Origin of the sequence: Geobacillus sp. WSUCF-018B, assembly GCF_002809985.1 — a bacterium.
GTDB classification, from domain to species: Bacteria; Bacillota; Bacilli; order Bacillales; family Anoxybacillaceae; genus Geobacillus; species Geobacillus thermophilus.
Map to the genome: position 1 here is coordinate 1 of NZ_PIJF01000008.1, position 15,654 is coordinate 15,654.

Sequence of the window (15,654 nt, forward strand, 5' to 3'; positions counted from 1 at the left end):
GAATACAATAAACATAGGAGGTGAAACCATGTATCGAACGCTGAAAACCCGTTTTCGGGCAAAGAAAGAAGTTATCCAAAAACTATTTGAATGCAATCGCAAGTAGGAGAGGTTCATAAACCATAAAAACAGCTAAAATAACGACACCTATAAAAAGGTAGCCTAAAATAGACGTCATGGTAGTCAGCATGTCCCATTCTCCTTTTTGTTAATTGGTATCGGTATACAATTGTGCTTGTGAAGCTCTAATAAACTCATTATGTTCTTCTGCGGCTTTCACAGATGTTTCAGAAACGCCAAACGATAATGTAGAAAATACTAAAACAAACGACAGGTAAAAATAGGTATTTGTTCATAAAAATGAATCAATGCATTGCTTAGTGCAAAATGAAAGTACAATCTATGAAGCCGTTTGGCGCGATCCATTCGGGCGGAATGACATCACTCGATCGGCAAGCTGTCACGGCCGTATACCATTCATTGATTTTTAGATTTCAAACAAAAACTATTGTAAACCGCTTTCACTTGGTTTATAATAAAGCTAAACCGGTTTATGAAAACGCTTTTGAACTAAATCGATTTAGTACGAGAGAGGGATCCCTTTTGAAAAAAGTAACGATGGCCGATGTCGCGAAATTGGCCAACGTTTCGAAAAGCACGGTCTCGCAATACTTGAACAAACGCTATGAATATATGAGCGAGGAAACAAGAAAGCGCATCGCTCAAGCGATCGAGGAACTTGGCTATCAGCCAAACGCCATCGCCCGCAGCTTAAAGCAAAAGACGACAGCGACCATTGGCGTGATTGTTTTTAATATGCTTCATATGATGACAACGCAAATGCTGCACGCCATTGAAGAGGAATGCCAAAAGCGCGGGTTTCAAGTCATTGTCTGCAATTCCGGCGATGATCCGGATAAGGAAAAAACATATGTTGATACGCTGCTGGCGAAGCAAGTGGACGGGTTGATCGTGTTTCCAACAGGGAAGAACGAGGACGTCTATCGCCGTCTTGTCGAGGAACGGTTTCCACTTGTGTTTGTCGACCGGATGGTGCCGGGAGTGGAGGCAGACAGCGTGCTGCTTGATAATGCAGGTGCAGCGGAAATGGCGGTTCAGTATTTCGCTTCCTATGGCTACGACCGGATTGCCATTGTCACCCCGCCGCTTGTCCCTTACAACGTGCCGCGGATGGAACGATTTGAAGGGTTTCGGGCGGCTATGCGCAAAAGAGGACTGGACGTTGAAGATGGGAACATCATCGCCGCTGATCCGGACGCGCTGCCGGAAGTGTTGAAACAACGGTTTGCCGAACCGAAGCGGCCTAATGCCTTGTTTGCGATCAACGACTTGACGCTGATGGGGGTTTTGCGGTTTGTGAAAGACGCAGGGGTTCGTGTGCCGGATGAGGTGGCGATCATCAACATCGATGATGTGCCGTTTGCCGATATTTATACACCGGCGTTGACGACGATCGCCCAGCCAACGTTTGCGATGGGAAAAAAAGCGGCGGAGCGTGTGTTTGAACAAATGGATTCGAATCATGCCGACAGCCCGCGCGTGTTTCGTTTCTCCCCGGCATTGGTGGAGCGGACATGGATCAAACGGGGAAATGGCAAAGAAGGGAGGAGAAACGATGAAGATTCATGAACGTGTCGTCATCGGTGTGGACATCGGGACGACGAGCACGAAAGCCGTTGTGTTTGGCGAACAGGGACGAGTGCTGGCCTCTCATGCGATCGACTATCCGATCATCCAGCCGCACCCGGGGTTTGCGGAGCAGGATCCGGAAGAGCTGTTTGCGGCGGTCGTTCAAGCGGTCGGGGCGGTGACGATCCGCCACGGCATCCGCCCAGCGCAAGTGAAAGCTATGGGTTTAAGCGCGGCGATGCACTCGATTATGGTGCTTGACGAGTCGGGGCGGCCGCTCACTCGCTTAATCATCTGGGCGGACAACCGAAGCGTGGCTCAAACGGAGCGGCTGTTGAAAGAACAGAACGGGCTTGATATTTATCGGCGGACGGGGACACCGATCCACCCGATGTCCCCGTTGCCGAAACTGCTTTGGCTGAAAGAGAAGCAGCCGGATGTGTTTCGGCAAGCCCGCTGGTTTGTCTCTGTGAAAGACTATGTGCTTTACCGCCTATATGGCGATTATATCGCTGACCATTCGCTCGCTTCAGCCACTGGTTTGTTCCGCCTCGATACGCTTGATTGGGACGAGGGTGTGCTTTCGTTTCTTGGTATCAGCCGCGAGCAGCTGCCGCGTTTAGTTCCAGCTATACACATTCTGCAAGGAATGAAGAAAGAATGGGCGGATAAAATGGGGGTATCCGCTGATGTGCCCGTCGTTATCGGCGCAAGTGACGGCGTGCTCGCCAATGTCGGTGTCGGGGCGGTGCTTCCGGGGGAAGCAGCGATTACAATCGGGACGAGCGGGGCGGTGCGGACGATCGCGGCAAAACCGACGACCGATGAAAAAGGGCGGACGTTTTGTTATGCGTTGACGCCCGGCTATTGGGTCGTCGGCGGACCGACGAACAACGGCGGCATTTTGCTTCGCTGGCTGCGCGATGAGTTCGGCGCCCAGGAGCGGGAAGTGGCGAAAAAGCTCGGAATGGATCCATACGATTTGTTGACGAAATACGCCGAACGTGTTCCGCCTGGATCCGAGGGGCTGGTGTTTTTGCCGTTTTTATCGGGCGAGCGGGCGCCGTATTGGAACGCGAACGCGCGCGGAACGTTTTTTGGACTTGGCCTTCATCATCGACGTGAACATTTGATTCGTGCCGTGATGGAAGGCGTCTGCTTCAGCATCCTATCCGTCGCCTTGGCCATTCGCGATGTCACGGGGCCGATGTCGGAAATCCGTGTCTCGGGCGGATTCGCCAAGTCGCCGTTTTGGCGGCAAATGCTTTCTGATATGCTCGGCAAACCGCTCATCGTGCCGCAGACGCACGAGGCGTCGGCGCTGGGGGCGGCTGCGGTGGCGCTTTACGCGTTAGGCGAGCTGCCGTCGCTGGAAACGGTGAAAACGTGGATCGACACAACGGCCCGCCATGAGCCGAAGGAAGAACATACGCTCATTTACGCTGAACTGTTTGATTTGTATGCCCGCTTGTATGAGCGATTGAAAGAGGAATTTGACATCATCGCTGCGTTTCAGCGGCGGAGTGGGTAAAGGGAGGAAGACTAAATCGATTTAGCTGGCTATGATCGGGCGCTAAATCGATTTAGCCCTTTCCTTCAAAGATCTGAAAACGTTTGCTTTGTTCACTAAATCGATTTATCTCAAAGATAAAGGGGGAGCTTGTGATGGAAATCGCCATTGTTGTTGCTGCTATTATCGTGTTATTATTGCTCATTAGCTTGTGCAGCATAAAGAAGCACGTGAGCTTCCTGGCTTTGGCAATACGCTGTTCACGATTTTGCTTCCGGTCATTTTGATGTTGATTGCCTCTGTGGCAAACGTGACGCTTGATCAAAAGTCAGAAGCGGCGAAAGTGCTGCGCTTTATCGGCGACCCGATTGTTGCGCTCTTGATCGCGACGGTTTATTCGTTCTTTAGCTTAGGCTACGCCCGCGGCTTCAACCGCGACGCTGTCTTGAAATTTGCCAACGACTGCCTCGGCCCGGTCGCGAACATCCTGCTTGTCATCGGGGCGGGCGGCGCATTCAACAAAGTGCTGCTTGATTCCGGCATCGGCGAACAAATCGCGGAAGTGGCGAAACACTCGCACTTCTCTCCGCTCCTGTTAGGCTGGGGCATTGCGGCGCTCATTCGCGTAGCGACGGGATCGGCGACCGTCTCGATGATGACCGCTGCCGGCATCGTTGCCCCCATCGCGGCTACCATGCCGGGAACGAATATGGAACTGCTTGTCTTGGCGACCGGCGCGGGTTCGTTGATCTTGTCGCACGTCAATGACTCCGGCTTCTGGATGATCAAAGAATATTTCGGCATGACGGTGAAAGAAACGCTCATGACATGGACAGTCATGGAAACGATTATTTCGGTGGTGGCGTTTGTCTTCATTTTGTTATTGAATATGGTTCTCTAGCCTTTTCCAGGCAAGACGCTCGTTTTTAGAAGAACGGGCGTCTTATTTTTATATGTCCTTTTGTTATATTTTATATTATAATTATGTAATAAAAAATGACATAAGGAGTGACGCCTGTTGATTTTTGCGAGACGTGCGGAACGAAAAATAAAGCGCGAACTGGATCAGCCTCGACGTGAGGAAACGCAGGGAGGACCGCAACAAATTGCAAGGCAAATTGTTGTGGCGGTTGATCAGCTCAAAGCAGCGATGGAACAGATGAAGATGGCGGCACTTTCGCTGAATGACATTTCCGATTCAAGCCGGAATAGTGCGGCAGAGCTGATGGACCATAGCGAGAAAACGGTGGAGTATACGGAAAAAGTGGCGAACAAAATGCGAACAATCGAGGAGGCGGCTAGGGAAATCGCTGCATCTTCGCGTGATATGTATGCGAGCAGCCAGCAGTTTTCCGAACATTGGCTGCATTCATGGAATTCATTGGAGACGTTGCAAAAAGAAATTCGAACACTGCGCTCCCACCATGAAACGTTATTGGAACAAATGGACCATCTCGTTCATCATTCGCGACGCATCAATGAAATTATATCAGCGATCGGCGAGATTTCGCAGAAAACGAAAATTTTGTCGCTCAATGCCAATATTGAGGCGGCTCGTGCGGGAGAACATGGGCGCGGGTTTGCGGTCGTCGCGCGGGAAATCGGCATGTTGGCGAATCAAACATCGGAAGCTGTCCAGCAAACACAGGATATTTTGTCCCTTATTCAACGCGAAATCGCAGCGACAACCGATATCGTTCGCGAAGAAACAAAGCAAATCGATGTCGAAGAGAAAGAAATGGAAGCGATTATGTCGTTCCTTCATTTGCTGCAGCGACAGCTGAATGATATGACGGACCTCGTCTCCTCTTCTGTCCGGTCAGCGTCTGGGCAGTCGGACAGCGTGAAAGAAATCGCCGTTCTCCTAGAAGAAATCGTGCAATTGAGCCGGGAAAATCAACGGTTTGTCGAGCGAGTGACGGCGGATATGAACGAACAGCATGAAAGCGTCGAACAGATTTTGCGCATTAATGAAGCGCTGCAAAAGACAGCGGAGGAGCTGCAGCAAACGGTCGGACGTGATTGGATGAGAGAAACGATTTCTGTCGATGATGCGGTCGTGAAAAACACGATTCAGAAACTATCGGCTTTGCTTCAGTCAGCTCCGTTGGAACAAATGGATGAGGCCATGCATCAACGCGTGCTGGATCGATTTTTATCTGAGAATGGAGAGATTGAGGCTGTCTGGTCGAATCGTCTTGATGGGGCGTTTGTCTATTCGAACCCGCCAGCCGGATTGGTCAACGCCAAAGTCCGGTCGTGGTTTCAGGAAGCCAGCGGAGGAACAGTGTACGTTTCCGATCCGTATGTATCGGCATTGACGAAACATCTTTGCGTCACGGTGTCCGCTCCCATTACGGATCATAACGGTCAAATTGTCGGAGTCATCGGAGCGGATTTGTCGCTTGTGAAATGAACGCTGCCCCAAAAAGGTGCATGTGTGCCTTTTTGGGGCATGTTTTGTTTTTCGACCTGGCTGATTGGTCGGAAGATGATTGATAATAAATATAACAAAAATATGTAATAAAATATGACAAATATGTTGAGTCCGTGAAACGTGGGCCTTATACTGCTAATCAAGAACAAATCCTCAACGTGGAGAACATGCATCGCTTTTGAGGAACAAGGGAGGGATGCGCTCTTTTAGATGAACGAGGGGCAGGAATTCATCGATGTTTCAAATGAATAATGAATAGGGGGAAGGGTGTGCGAATGAAACCAGCATTCATGTGGAAATTATGGCTGCTTTTATGCGTCAGTGTTTTTGCTCTTGGGGGATGTGCGGCGTCATCAGCTGTTGATCAAGCAAAAAACGAAAACAAAAAGGATTCGTCTTCGGCTAGTAAAGAAGGCGATACGGTCAAAGTAGGGATTCTCCATTCGCTGAGCGGAACGATGGCCATCAGTGAAGTGTCGCTGCGCGATGCCGAGTTAATGGCCATTGAGGAAATCAATGCATCGGGCGGGCTGCTCGGCAAGAAGATTGAACCGGTTGTGGAAGATGGAGCGTCCGACTGGCCGACATTTGCCGAAAAGGCGAAAAAATTGCTGCAAAAAGATCAAGTGGCCGCCATTTTCGGCGGTTGGACATCGGCGAGCCGCAAGGCGATGCTTCCGGTTGTGGAGCAAAACAACGGGCTGCTTTGGTATCCGGTGCAATATGAAGGGATGGAGTCGTCGCCGAACATCTTTTACACCGGGGCGACGACGAATCAACAAATCGTTCCGGCGGTCAGCTGGCTCTTGAAAAACCGCGGCAAAACGTTTTTCTTGCTTGGGTCGGATTACGTCTTTCCGCGGACAGCCAACAAAATCATCAAGGCTCAGCTGAAGGCCGAAGGAGGGCAAGTGGTCGGGGAAGAATATACGCCGCTCGGCCATACCGATTATAGCACCATTATCAGCAAAATCAAACAAGTGAAACCGGCTGTCGTCTTCAATACGCTCAACGGCGATAGCAATGTCGCCTTTTTCAAACAGTTGAAAGACGCTGGCATCACACCGAAAGATGTGACGGTGATGTCCGTCAGTATCGCGGAAGAAGAAATCCGCGGGATCGGGCCGGATGTGTTGGCTGGTCATTTGGCTGTGTGGAACTATTTTCAGACGACCGATACACCGGAAAATAAGGCGTTTGTACAAAAGTATAAAGAAAAGTACGGGCAAGACCGCGTGACCGATGATCCGATTGAAGCGGCGTATACGGCCGTTCATTTATGGGCCGAAGCAGTGAAAAAAGCCGGCTCCTTTGATGTGGATCAAGTGAAAAAAGCGGCGGCCGGCCTTGAATACAAGGCGCCGGAAGGAACGGTGAAAATTGACGGGGAAACGCAGCATCTATGGAAAACGGTGCGCATTGGCGAAATCCAAGCGGACGGACAATTCAAAGAGTTATGGAATTCCGGCCAGCCGGTGAAGCCGGATCCGTATTTAAAAAGCTACCCATGGGGGAAAGGATTAAGTGAATAGTTGCATGGGGAGGAAGGCATGTCCTTCCTTCTTGCCCAGCGGACATGAGAGGGGGACGGCGATGTTTATTGACCAATTATTCAACGGGCTGAGCGTCGGTTCGATTTTGCTTTTGATCGCCATTGGGTTGGCGATCACCTTTGGATTGATGGGCGTCATCAATATGGCGCACGGTGAACTGATGATGGTCGGAGCGTACACAACCTACGTCATTCAACAAATCTTTGCCCATCATGCGCCGCAATCAGCGGGGATGTACTTTGTCATTGCCATTCCGTCGTCGTTTCTCATCGCTGCCTTGCTTGGGTGGGGGTTGGAAAAAAGCTTGATCCGCCATTTGTACCACCGCCCGCTGGACAGTTTGTTGGCGACATGGGGGATCAGTTTGATTTTGCAACAGACGGCCCGCCTCATCTTTGGGGCGCCCAACGTGGCGGTTGTGCCGCCAAGCTGGCTGGATGGTGGAATCCGCTTGTTTGGGGCGGTGTTTCCGTATAAACGGTTGTTTATTCTCTGTCTTGTATTGGCGATCGTGTTCTTTCTTTATATGTATTTAACGAGAACAAGAGCTGGCCGACGCATTCAGGCTGTCACCATGAACCGGCCGATGGCGGCCTGTCTCGGCATTGCCACGCAGAAAGTTGATGCATACTCGTTTGCGATCGGTTCAGGATTGGCGGGGGTGGCGGGATGCGCGTTGACCTTGCTTGGGCCGATCGGGCCGACGATCGGCACGTACTATATTGTCGATGCATTTATGGTCGTCATTTTAGGAGGAGTGGGAAAACTGGCCGGGACGCTGCTGGGGGCATTTGGCATTGGTTTGATTTCGACGTTCGTCGAATATTCCACAAGCGCCACCATCGCCAAAGTCATTGTGTTCGTTCTCATTATTGCGTTCTTGCAATGGAAACCGTCCGGTCTTCTTAGCTTGAGGACGCGGTCGCTCGATTGAGGGGAGGAAGCATCGTGAACAAACGTTGGGGATACTGGCTGTTTTTCGTTGCTTTGTTTTTGGCGCCATTTTATTTAACGGAGTTTCGCCTGTCTTTGCTTGGCAAATTTCTTTGCTTTGCCATCGTGGCGGTCGGCATTTCTCTCATTTGGGGCTATACCGGCATTTTGAGCCTCGGCCATGGGGTGTACTTCGGGTTAGGCGCTTATTGCATGGCGATGTATTTGAAGCTCGAAGCTTCGCGAGGGCATTTGCCTGATTTTATGGAATGGAGCGGCGTGCGCGAACTGCCGTGGTTTTGGAAGCCGTTTGCGCATCCTGTCGTGGCCGTCATAGCAGCGATCGTCTTGCCTACATTGCTGGCTGCCCTATTAAGCTATTTAACGTTTAAAAATCGGATTAAAGGTGTCTATTTTTCTCTCCTTTCCCAGGCGGTTGTTGTCGTGTTTGTTACGCTGTTTATCGGCAAGCAAGAATGGACGGGTGGAACGAACGGCTTGACCAATTTTTCGACCGTGTTCGGCTTTTCGTTATCATCGCCGCTTACGCAAATTGTGTTGTATTGGCTGACAGCAGCTGTTCTTGCCCTCATTTTCGTTATGACGCGCCGTCTAACGACTGGTCGGCTAGGAAAAGTGCTCATTGCCATTCGCGACGCGGAAAACCGGGTTCGTTTTTTAGGATTCAATCCGACCGTCTATAAAGTGTTTGTGTATAGTTTGTCAGCCGCCTTTGCCGGAGTGGCAGGCGCATTGTTTGTCCTGCAAGTCGGGCTCATTTCCCCGGAGATGATGGGGATTATTCCTTCAATCGAAATGGTGCTGTGGGCTGCTGTCGGCGGACGCCACTCGCTCATGGGCGCGATTATGGGCGCGATCGTCATGAACACGGCGAAAAGCTTTTTAAGCGAAAATTATCCAGATCTATGGCTGCTTTTGTTAGGCGCCTTGTTTGTCGTTGTTGTGCTGTTTGTTCCGAAGGGATTGGCGGGCATTTATGAATCGCTCGCTGCCGTTCGCATCAAAGCAAAAAGGGGGCATGAACGTGAAGCCCGTGTTGATGTGTCGTGACGTCGTCGTTGACTTCGATGGATTTCGTGCTTTGCAAGGTGTTGATCTCGCGGTTTACCCTCATGAAGTGCGGTTTTTGATCGGCCCGAACGGAGCGGGGAAAACGACGCTGCTCGATGTCATTTGCGGACGGACGAGAGCGACGGACGGGCGGGTGCTGTTTTTTTTCCATGACATCACGCAACGGCCGGAATATGAGATCGTGCAAATAGGCATCGCCCGGAAGTTTCAAAGCCCTTCCATTTTTCCGTTTTTGACGGTATGGGAAAATATGGAGTTGGCCATGCGACAAGATCGGCGTCTGCGTTCCGTTTTGCGGGCGAAGTTGACTGGAGAAGAGAAAGAAATGATGGCAGCACAGCTAGAGAAAATTGGATTGCTCGATGAACGTCATCGCTTAGCGGGCACCCTGTCTCATGGCCAAAAGCAGTGGTTGGAAATCGGCATGCAGCTCATTCAGCGTCCGCAGCTCCTCCTATTGGATGAGCCGATCGCCGGCATGAGTGCGGCGGAGCGGGAGCGCACGGGGGAATGGCTCCATGAAATGGCCGAACATTGTGCGGTCATTATTGTCGAGCATGATATGGACTTTGTCCGCCGTTATTCGAAGCAAGTGACGGTCATGCATGAAGGAAAAGTATTGTGCGAAGGCTCGATTGATGAGGTGCAGCAAAACGAACAAGTCATCGATGTGTATCTTGGAAGGAGGAAAAACGCGTGTTATGCCTCCGGAATGTAACCGCTGGCTATGACGAAAGCGTTGTGCTCGATCAAGTTCGCATGGACATTCCTCTCAGCCGGGTGACGGCGGTGTTGGGCAGAAACGGAGTCGGCAAAACGACGTTGATGAAAACGATCATCGGGTTGATTCGCCCGATGTCAGGCGTGATCGAATGGGAAGGAGAAGATATCACGCGATGGCCGCCGGAGCGTCGGGCGCGGGCAGGGATCGGCTATGTGCCGCAAGGGAGGGAAATTTTCTCCGCGCTGACAGTGGAAGAAAATATCCTTCTCGGGTTGGAAGCGCAGGCCGAGAACGTCCGTCCTCAGCCGATCCTTGAGGAAATGTATGCATTATTTCCAGTCCTAAAAGAGATGCGCCAGCGAAAAGGAGGGGATTTAAGCGGCGGACAGCAGCAACAGCTGGCCATTGCCCGCGCGTTGGCCGGCCGGCCGAAACTGCTCTTGCTTGATGAACCGATGGAAGGCATTCAGCCATCGATCGTTGCGTTGATTCATGATGCGATTATGAAAATTGCCAAAGAAAAGCAGGTTGGCATCATATTGGTCGAACATAACGTGGAGCTGGCGTTTTCTTGTGCCGATCGTTTCTATATTTTGGATCGCGGCGCTGTCGTGGCGAAAGGGGATGTCGATGGGGCTGATTTGACTTATATTCAATCGTTTCTTGCTGTTTAAGCAGCAGACAGCGGTGTTAGCGAATGAGAGATTTTTTGAACCTGCGAGTATAGGCGGGAGCATTCAAGAGGGGGGAGAGATGAGTGAAACTGACTCCGCGCGAACAGGAAAAGCTGTTGATCGTCGTGGCCGCCGATTTGGCGCGCCGCCGGAAAGAACGAGGATTGAAACTGAATTATCCGGAAGCGGTGGCGCTCATTACGTATGAACTGATGGAAGGAGCCCGCGACGGGCGGACGGTGGCGGAGTTGATGCAATACGGCGCGACGATTTTGACGCGCGATGATGTGATGGAAGGCGTCGCTGACATGATCGACGAGATTCAAGTCGAGGCGACGTTTCCGGACGGCACGAAACTCGTCACGGTCCACCAGCCGATCCGGTCGTAATAGCGCCGGCCGATTCCGATGAAGGTGGATAAAGGAGTGATCTTATGATCCCAGGAGAATACCGATTGCGCGACGAACCGATTGTGTGCAACCGGCAAAAGCCGGTTACGAAGCTGACGGTCATAAACCGCGGCGACCGCCCGGTGCAGGTCGGTTCCCATTTTCACTTTTTTGAAGTCAATTCGTTTCTCGAATTTGACCGACAGGCCGCATACGGAAAACATTTGAACATCCCAGCCGGGACAGCGGTTCGTTTTGAGCCCGGAGATGCGAAGCAAGTAGAGCTTGTCCCGTTCTCCGGCAAGCGCCGGGTGTACGGATTAAACAATATGGTCAACGGTCCGCTTGATGACAACGGGAAGGAGGGAGCAAGAGAATGAGTTTTTCCATGTCAAGACGGCAATACGCGGATATGTTTGGACCGACGACTGGGGACTGCATCCGGTTGGCGGATACGGACTTATGGGTTGAAATTGAGCATGACTATACCGTTTACGGCGATGAAGTGAAATTCGGCGGTGGGAAGGTGATTCGCGACGGGATGGGGCAACATCCGCTCGCAACCCGCGACGAAGCGGTCGATTTAGTGTTGACGAATGCCGTCATCGTTGATTACACCGGCATTTACAAAGCCGATATCGGGATCAAAGATGGAAACATCGCCGCCATCGGCAAGGCTGGGAATCCGCTGTTAATGGATGGCGTCAATATTGTCATCGGCGCCTCAACGGAAGTGATCGCGGCGGAAGGAAAAATCGTGACCGCTGGAGGAGTGGATGCCCATATCCATTTCATTTGCCCGCAGCAAATCGAAACCGCCCTGTCATCCGGCATTACGACGATGATTGGCGGCGGGACCGGGCCGGCGACCGGAACGAATGCCACGACGTGCACGCCGGGAGAGTGGAATATTTACCGGATGCTTGAAGCCGCCGAAGCGTTCCCGATGAATATCGGTTTTTTAGGAAAAGGCAACGCATCGGCGAAAGAGCCGATCGCTGAGCAAGTCCGCGCGGGCGCGGTGGGACTCAAACTTCATGAAGACTGGGGAACGACGGCGGCGGCGATTGATGCGTGCTTGCGAGTGGCGGATGAGTACGATGTGCAAGTCGCCATTCATACCGATACATTGAATGAAGGCGGGTTTGTCGAGCATACACTGAAGGCCATTAACGGGCGCGTCATTCATACATACCATACGGAAGGAGCCGGAGGGGGGCATGCGCCCGATATTATGAAAGTCGCCAGCTTCCCGAACATTTTGCCTTCTTCCACGAACCCGACGCGGCCGTATACGAAAAACACGCTCGATGAGCATTTAGATATGTTAATGGTGTGTCATCATTTAGATCCGTCCGTTCCGGAAGACATTGCCTTTGCTGATTCGCGCATCCGCAAAGAAACGATCGCGGCAGAAGACATTTTGCACGACATCGGCGCCTTCAGCATGATCAGTTCCGACTCGCAAGCGATGGGGCGCGTCGGGGAAGTCATTTTGCGCACGTGGCAAACGGCCGACAAAATGAAAAAACAGTTTGGCCGCTTGCCGGAGGAAACGGGGCGAGGCGATAATGTCCGCGTCAAACGGTACGTAGCCAAATATACGATCAACCCGGCTATCACTCATGGCGTCGCGGAGTATGTCGGGTCAGTCGAAGTCGGAAAATTCGCAGATTTGGTCGTTTGGCATCCCGCTTTTTTCGGGATCAAGCCTGAGCTCGTCATCAAAGGCGGGATGATCGCCTACAGCGTGATGGGCGACCCGAACGCCAGCATTCCGACGCCGCAGCCCGCTCTGTACCGCCCGATGTTCGCCAACTATGGCGCCGCCGTCGCGAAAACGTCCATTACGTTTTTGTCCAAAGCGGCGTTCGAACGCGGCGTCCCTGACAAACTGCGATTGCACAAAATCGTCAAACCGGTTGGAAACATTCGTTCGTTAACGAAACACGATATGGTGTTCAACAACGCCATGCCTCAAATCGATGTCGATCCGCAGACGTATGAAGTGAAGGTCGATGGGCGGCTCATCACGTGCGAACCGGCTGAAGTTGTGGCCATGGCGCAACGATATTTTCTGTTTTGAGGTGATGATGATGATTGTAGAAACGGTTATCGGCAACATTCGAGCTCTTTCTTCTCTCCCCCCGCACATCGAACGGGTGTACATGCCAAGCGATGATTTAGTAAAACGAATTCAGCGGGTGGTGACCGACCATGGGAGGGAGATTGGCATTCGCTTGAAAGAAGCGAAAGAATTGGTAGACGGAGATGTGTTATGGATGGATGAGCATAATGCCATTGTCGTATCCGTTCTTCCCGATGATTTGCTTGTCATCCAGCCGGTTTCCATGAAACAAATGGGGGAGATTGCTCATCAGCTCGGCAACCGCCACTTGCCCGCCCAATTCGAGGAAGGGGAAATGCTCGTCCAATACGACTATTTAGTCGAAGAGCTGCTCCAGCAACTCGGCATCCCGTACAAGAGGGAAAAACGGAAAGTAAAACAAGCGTTCCGCCATATCGGGCATCGCCATGACTGACCAACAGTTGTTGTGGCTGCTGCAGCTCTCCGATTCGAATTTTCCGTCTGGAGCATTTTCCCATTCCTTTGGGTTTGAAACATACATGTACAATGAACAAATTTGCGATGCCAAAACGTTTGGCGATGTGCTTGTCGCTTATATTCAGACCCAGCTGACGTATACGGATGGATTGGCGTGCCGGATCGCCTATGAGCAGTTGGAAGTCGATCGTATGGAAGGACTGCAGCGGCTGAACGACACGCTGTTTGCTCTCTGCTTGGCGAAGGAAACGCGAGAAGGAACGAGAATGATTGGGGGGCGCTTATGGAAACTGTGCCGCGACATTTACGGAGTCGATGAATTGGATGAGATCGTGCAAACGACGCGGTCCATTCATCCGGCCATTGTGTTTGCGGCGGTTGGCCGCAAAATCGGAGCAGCCAAACAAACGACGGTGCTGACGTATTTGTTTGCTTCCGTACAAACGATGGTGCAAAACGCGGTTCGCGGCATTCCCCTCGGCCAGACGGACGGGCAAAAGCTGCTCGTCATGGCGCAGCCATATTTGATTCATGCCGCGAGCATCATCGAGACACTCGACGAAGAGGAGCTCGGGGCGGCAGCCGTCGGCTTGGAAATCGCGCAAATGCAGCATGAACGTCTTCCTGTTCGATTGTTTATGTCGTAAATCTTGTTTGACGTGGAACGAAAGAAGGACAGAGAAGGGAGAATCCAGAATGGAACCGGTACGAATCGGCATCGGCGGCCCGGTCGGCGCCGGCAAAACGATGCTTGTCGAGAAGCTGACGCGGGCGATGCATCGCCGCTTTAGCATCGCGGTCATTACGAATGATATTTATACAAAAGAAGATGCCCAATTTTTAATCAAACATAGCGTCTTGCCGGAAGATCGGATTATCGGCGTCGAAACGGGCGGGTGCCCGCATACGGCCATTCGCGAAGACGCATCAATGAATTTTGCGGCCATTGATGAACTGAAACGGCGCCATCCAGATGTGGAACTCATTTTGATCGAGAGCGGCGGCGATAACTTGGCGGCGACCTTCAGCCCGGAGTTGGTCGATTTCTCCATTTATGTCATCGACGTCGCCCAAGGGGAGAAAATTCCGCGCAAAGGCGGACAAGGGATGATTAAGTCGGATTTGCTCGTGATCAACAAAATCGATCTTGCCCCTTACGTCGGCGCCAGTCTGGAAGTGATGGAACGGGACGCCAAAGCAGCGCGAGGGGCGAAGCCGGTCATTTTTACAAATTTAAAAGAAGAGATTGGTCTTTTTGACGTTGTGGATTGGATCGAAAAACAGGTGCTGCTGGCAGGGCTGGAAGAATGAGCTGGACGGGGCGTTTGCGATGTACAGCGGTCGTGAAAAACGGCCGCACCGTCATTTTGGACAACTATAGTGAAGGGGCGCTGAAACTGATGCGTCCTGTTTACCTCGACCCGGCTCATCCGACGTTATATCTTGTCCACGTGGGCGGCGGGTATGTCGATGGGGATTCATATGATATGGAAATCTTCCTCGAGCCCAGCGCCCGGTTGATGGTGACGACCCAGTCGGCGGCGAAAATCTACAAAACTCCTTCAACGCCTGTAAGGCAGTATACACGATTGTCACTTGGGGAGCAAAGCGTACTTGAATATTTCCCCGACCCGACGATCGCCTATGAGCATGCGCGCTTTTATCAAGAAACGACGGTGTACATCACGCCAAGCTCCACGTTTGTTTATGGCGAAATCATCACACCTGGATGGTCGGAAAGCGGCGAGCTGTTCCGCTATGATTGGATTCGCTCGAAACTGAAGGTGTATCAAGACGAGGCGCTCGTTCTGTTTGATCATCTGTACTTGGACTCGCGGCAGCACTTAACGAGCATGCTGCAGCTCGGCGGCTATACGCATGTCGGATCATTCGTGGCTCTTTCTCCGTTTATCACAAAGGAAGTGTTAGAACAGTTCAACCAATTCATGGAAGAGATGCCGAAAGAGGTTCGCTGCGGTTTTTCAGCGGCGGCCGTTCCAGGCTTTTCTGTACGTATATTGGCGTATGAAACATCGGCCATCGAAGCGATATTCCAACGCGTCCAACAGTTCATTCGCCAACAATGCGGTGAGAAAGCGCCAGTCTGTTGGAGGAAATATTGACAA

Annotated in this window: 15 protein-coding genes and 1 pseudogene; all 16 read left to right on the plus strand. The window is 51.7% G+C overall.

Translation table 11 applies throughout. The annotated features are described in order from the left end of the window. Positions 1 to 603: 603 nt before the first annotated feature. Entirely contained in the window at positions 604 to 1,650 is a 1,047-nt protein-coding gene (locus tag CV944_RS03885) for a LacI family DNA-binding transcriptional regulator (RefSeq protein ID WP_033008364.1), read from the plus strand. Next, positions 1,637 to 3,181 carry a gluconokinase gene (locus tag CV944_RS03890; protein WP_100663851.1) on the plus strand — a complete coding sequence of 515 codons (1,545 nt, stop codon included), beginning with the start codon at positions 1,637 to 1,639 and terminating at the stop codon, positions 3,179 to 3,181. Before CV944_RS03885 ends, CV944_RS03890 begins: the two co-directional genes overlap by 14 nt. A gap of 208 nt (positions 3,182 to 3,389) precedes the next feature. Beyond that, positions 3,390 to 4,061, plus strand: a pseudogene (locus CV944_RS03895) (GntT/GntP/DsdX family permease); the annotation flags it as partial. A gap of 117 nt (positions 4,062 to 4,178) precedes the next feature. Next, positions 4,179 to 5,576, plus strand: a complete 1,398-nt coding sequence (locus tag CV944_RS03900) for a methyl-accepting chemotaxis protein (RefSeq protein WP_100663852.1) — start codon at positions 4,179 to 4,181, stop codon at positions 5,574 to 5,576. A 296-nt stretch (positions 5,577 to 5,872) separates the two neighbouring features. Beyond that, the gene (gene urtA, locus CV944_RS03905) at positions 5,873 to 7,129 is read left to right on the plus strand and encodes an urea ABC transporter substrate-binding protein (RefSeq protein WP_100663853.1); all 1,257 of its coding nucleotides are present in this window, start codon (positions 5,873 to 5,875) and stop codon (positions 7,127 to 7,129) included. A 61-nt stretch (positions 7,130 to 7,190) separates the two neighbouring features. Further along, positions 7,191 to 8,084: an urea ABC transporter permease subunit UrtB gene (gene urtB, locus CV944_RS03910; protein WP_033011713.1), complete on the plus strand. Its 894-nt coding sequence runs from the start codon at positions 7,191 to 7,193 to the stop codon at positions 8,082 to 8,084. An 11-nt stretch (positions 8,085 to 8,095) separates the two neighbouring features. Continuing rightward, complete coding sequence (gene urtC / locus CV944_RS03915; RefSeq protein ID WP_033011724.1) at positions 8,096 to 9,154, plus strand: urea ABC transporter permease subunit UrtC; 1,059 nt, start codon at positions 8,096 to 8,098, stop codon at positions 9,152 to 9,154. Beyond that, positions 9,129 to 9,893 carry an urea ABC transporter ATP-binding protein UrtD gene (urtD, locus tag CV944_RS03920; protein WP_100663854.1) on the plus strand — a complete coding sequence of 255 codons (765 nt, stop codon included), beginning with the start codon at positions 9,129 to 9,131 and terminating at the stop codon, positions 9,891 to 9,893. The genes urtC and urtD overlap by 26 nt, the downstream gene beginning before the upstream one ends. Then, on the plus strand, positions 9,872 to 10,573 hold the full coding sequence (gene urtE, locus CV944_RS03925) for an urea ABC transporter ATP-binding subunit UrtE (protein ID WP_100663855.1): 702 nt from the start codon (positions 9,872 to 9,874) through the stop codon (positions 10,571 to 10,573). Before urtD ends, urtE begins: the two co-directional genes overlap by 22 nt. 83 nt (positions 10,574 to 10,656) lie before the next feature. Then, a complete protein-coding gene (ureA, locus tag CV944_RS03930) occupies positions 10,657 to 10,962 on the plus strand; it encodes an urease subunit gamma (protein ID WP_020755308.1) in 306 nt (101 codons plus the stop codon). Between the two features lie 44 nt (positions 10,963 to 11,006). Further along, the gene (locus tag CV944_RS03935; RefSeq protein WP_015375019.1) at positions 11,007 to 11,342 is read left to right on the plus strand and encodes an urease subunit beta; all 336 of its coding nucleotides are present in this window, start codon (positions 11,007 to 11,009) and stop codon (positions 11,340 to 11,342) included. After that, positions 11,339 to 13,048 (plus strand): urease subunit alpha, encoded by a 1,710-nt coding sequence (ureC, locus tag CV944_RS03940; protein WP_100663856.1) that lies wholly within the window; start codon positions 11,339 to 11,341, stop codon positions 13,046 to 13,048. The genes CV944_RS03935 and ureC overlap by 4 nt, the downstream gene beginning before the upstream one ends. A gap of 10 nt (positions 13,049 to 13,058) precedes the next feature. Next, on the plus strand, positions 13,059 to 13,505 hold the full coding sequence (gene ureE / locus CV944_RS03945; RefSeq protein ID WP_020960052.1) for an urease accessory protein UreE: 447 nt from the start codon (positions 13,059 to 13,061) through the stop codon (positions 13,503 to 13,505). Next, positions 13,498 to 14,175, plus strand: a complete 678-nt coding sequence (locus tag CV944_RS03950) for an urease accessory protein UreF (RefSeq protein ID WP_042380709.1) — start codon at positions 13,498 to 13,500, stop codon at positions 14,173 to 14,175. Before ureE ends, CV944_RS03950 begins: the two co-directional genes overlap by 8 nt. A 49-nt stretch (positions 14,176 to 14,224) precedes the next feature. After that, the gene (ureG, locus tag CV944_RS03955) at positions 14,225 to 14,839 is read left to right on the plus strand and encodes an urease accessory protein UreG (protein ID WP_011231413.1); all 615 of its coding nucleotides are present in this window, start codon (positions 14,225 to 14,227) and stop codon (positions 14,837 to 14,839) included. After that, the gene (locus CV944_RS03960; RefSeq protein ID WP_015375015.1) at positions 14,836 to 15,651 is read left to right on the plus strand and encodes an urease accessory protein UreD; all 816 of its coding nucleotides are present in this window, start codon (positions 14,836 to 14,838) and stop codon (positions 15,649 to 15,651) included. Before ureG ends, CV944_RS03960 begins: the two co-directional genes overlap by 4 nt. The last annotated feature ends 3 nt before the right edge of the window (positions 15,652 to 15,654 follow it).

Bases quoted from the DNA above. Each gene is read 5' to 3' on its own strand.
- CV944_RS03890 (WP_100663851.1), top strand. From the start codon at position 1,637: ATGAAGATTCATGAACGTGTCGTCATCGGTGTGGACATCGGGACGACG.
- urtA (WP_100663853.1), top strand. From the start codon at position 5,873: ATGAAACCAGCATTCATGTGGAAATTATGGCTGCTTTTATGCGTCAGT.
- urtB (WP_033011713.1), top strand. From the start codon at position 7,191: ATGTTTATTGACCAATTATTCAACGGGCTGAGCGTCGGTTCGATTTTG.
- CV944_RS03935 (WP_015375019.1), top strand. From the start codon at position 11,007: ATGATCCCAGGAGAATACCGATTGCGCGACGAACCGATTGTGTGCAAC.
- ureC (WP_100663856.1), top strand. From the start codon at position 11,339: ATGAGTTTTTCCATGTCAAGACGGCAATACGCGGATATGTTTGGACCG.
- ureE (WP_020960052.1), top strand. From the start codon at position 13,059: ATGATTGTAGAAACGGTTATCGGCAACATTCGAGCTCTTTCTTCTCTC.
- CV944_RS03950 (WP_042380709.1), top strand. From the start codon at position 13,498: ATGACTGACCAACAGTTGTTGTGGCTGCTGCAGCTCTCCGATTCGAAT.
- ureG (WP_011231413.1), top strand. From the start codon at position 14,225: ATGGAACCGGTACGAATCGGCATCGGCGGCCCGGTCGGCGCCGGCAAA.
- CV944_RS03960 (WP_015375015.1), top strand. From the start codon at position 14,836: ATGAGCTGGACGGGGCGTTTGCGATGTACAGCGGTCGTGAAAAACGGC.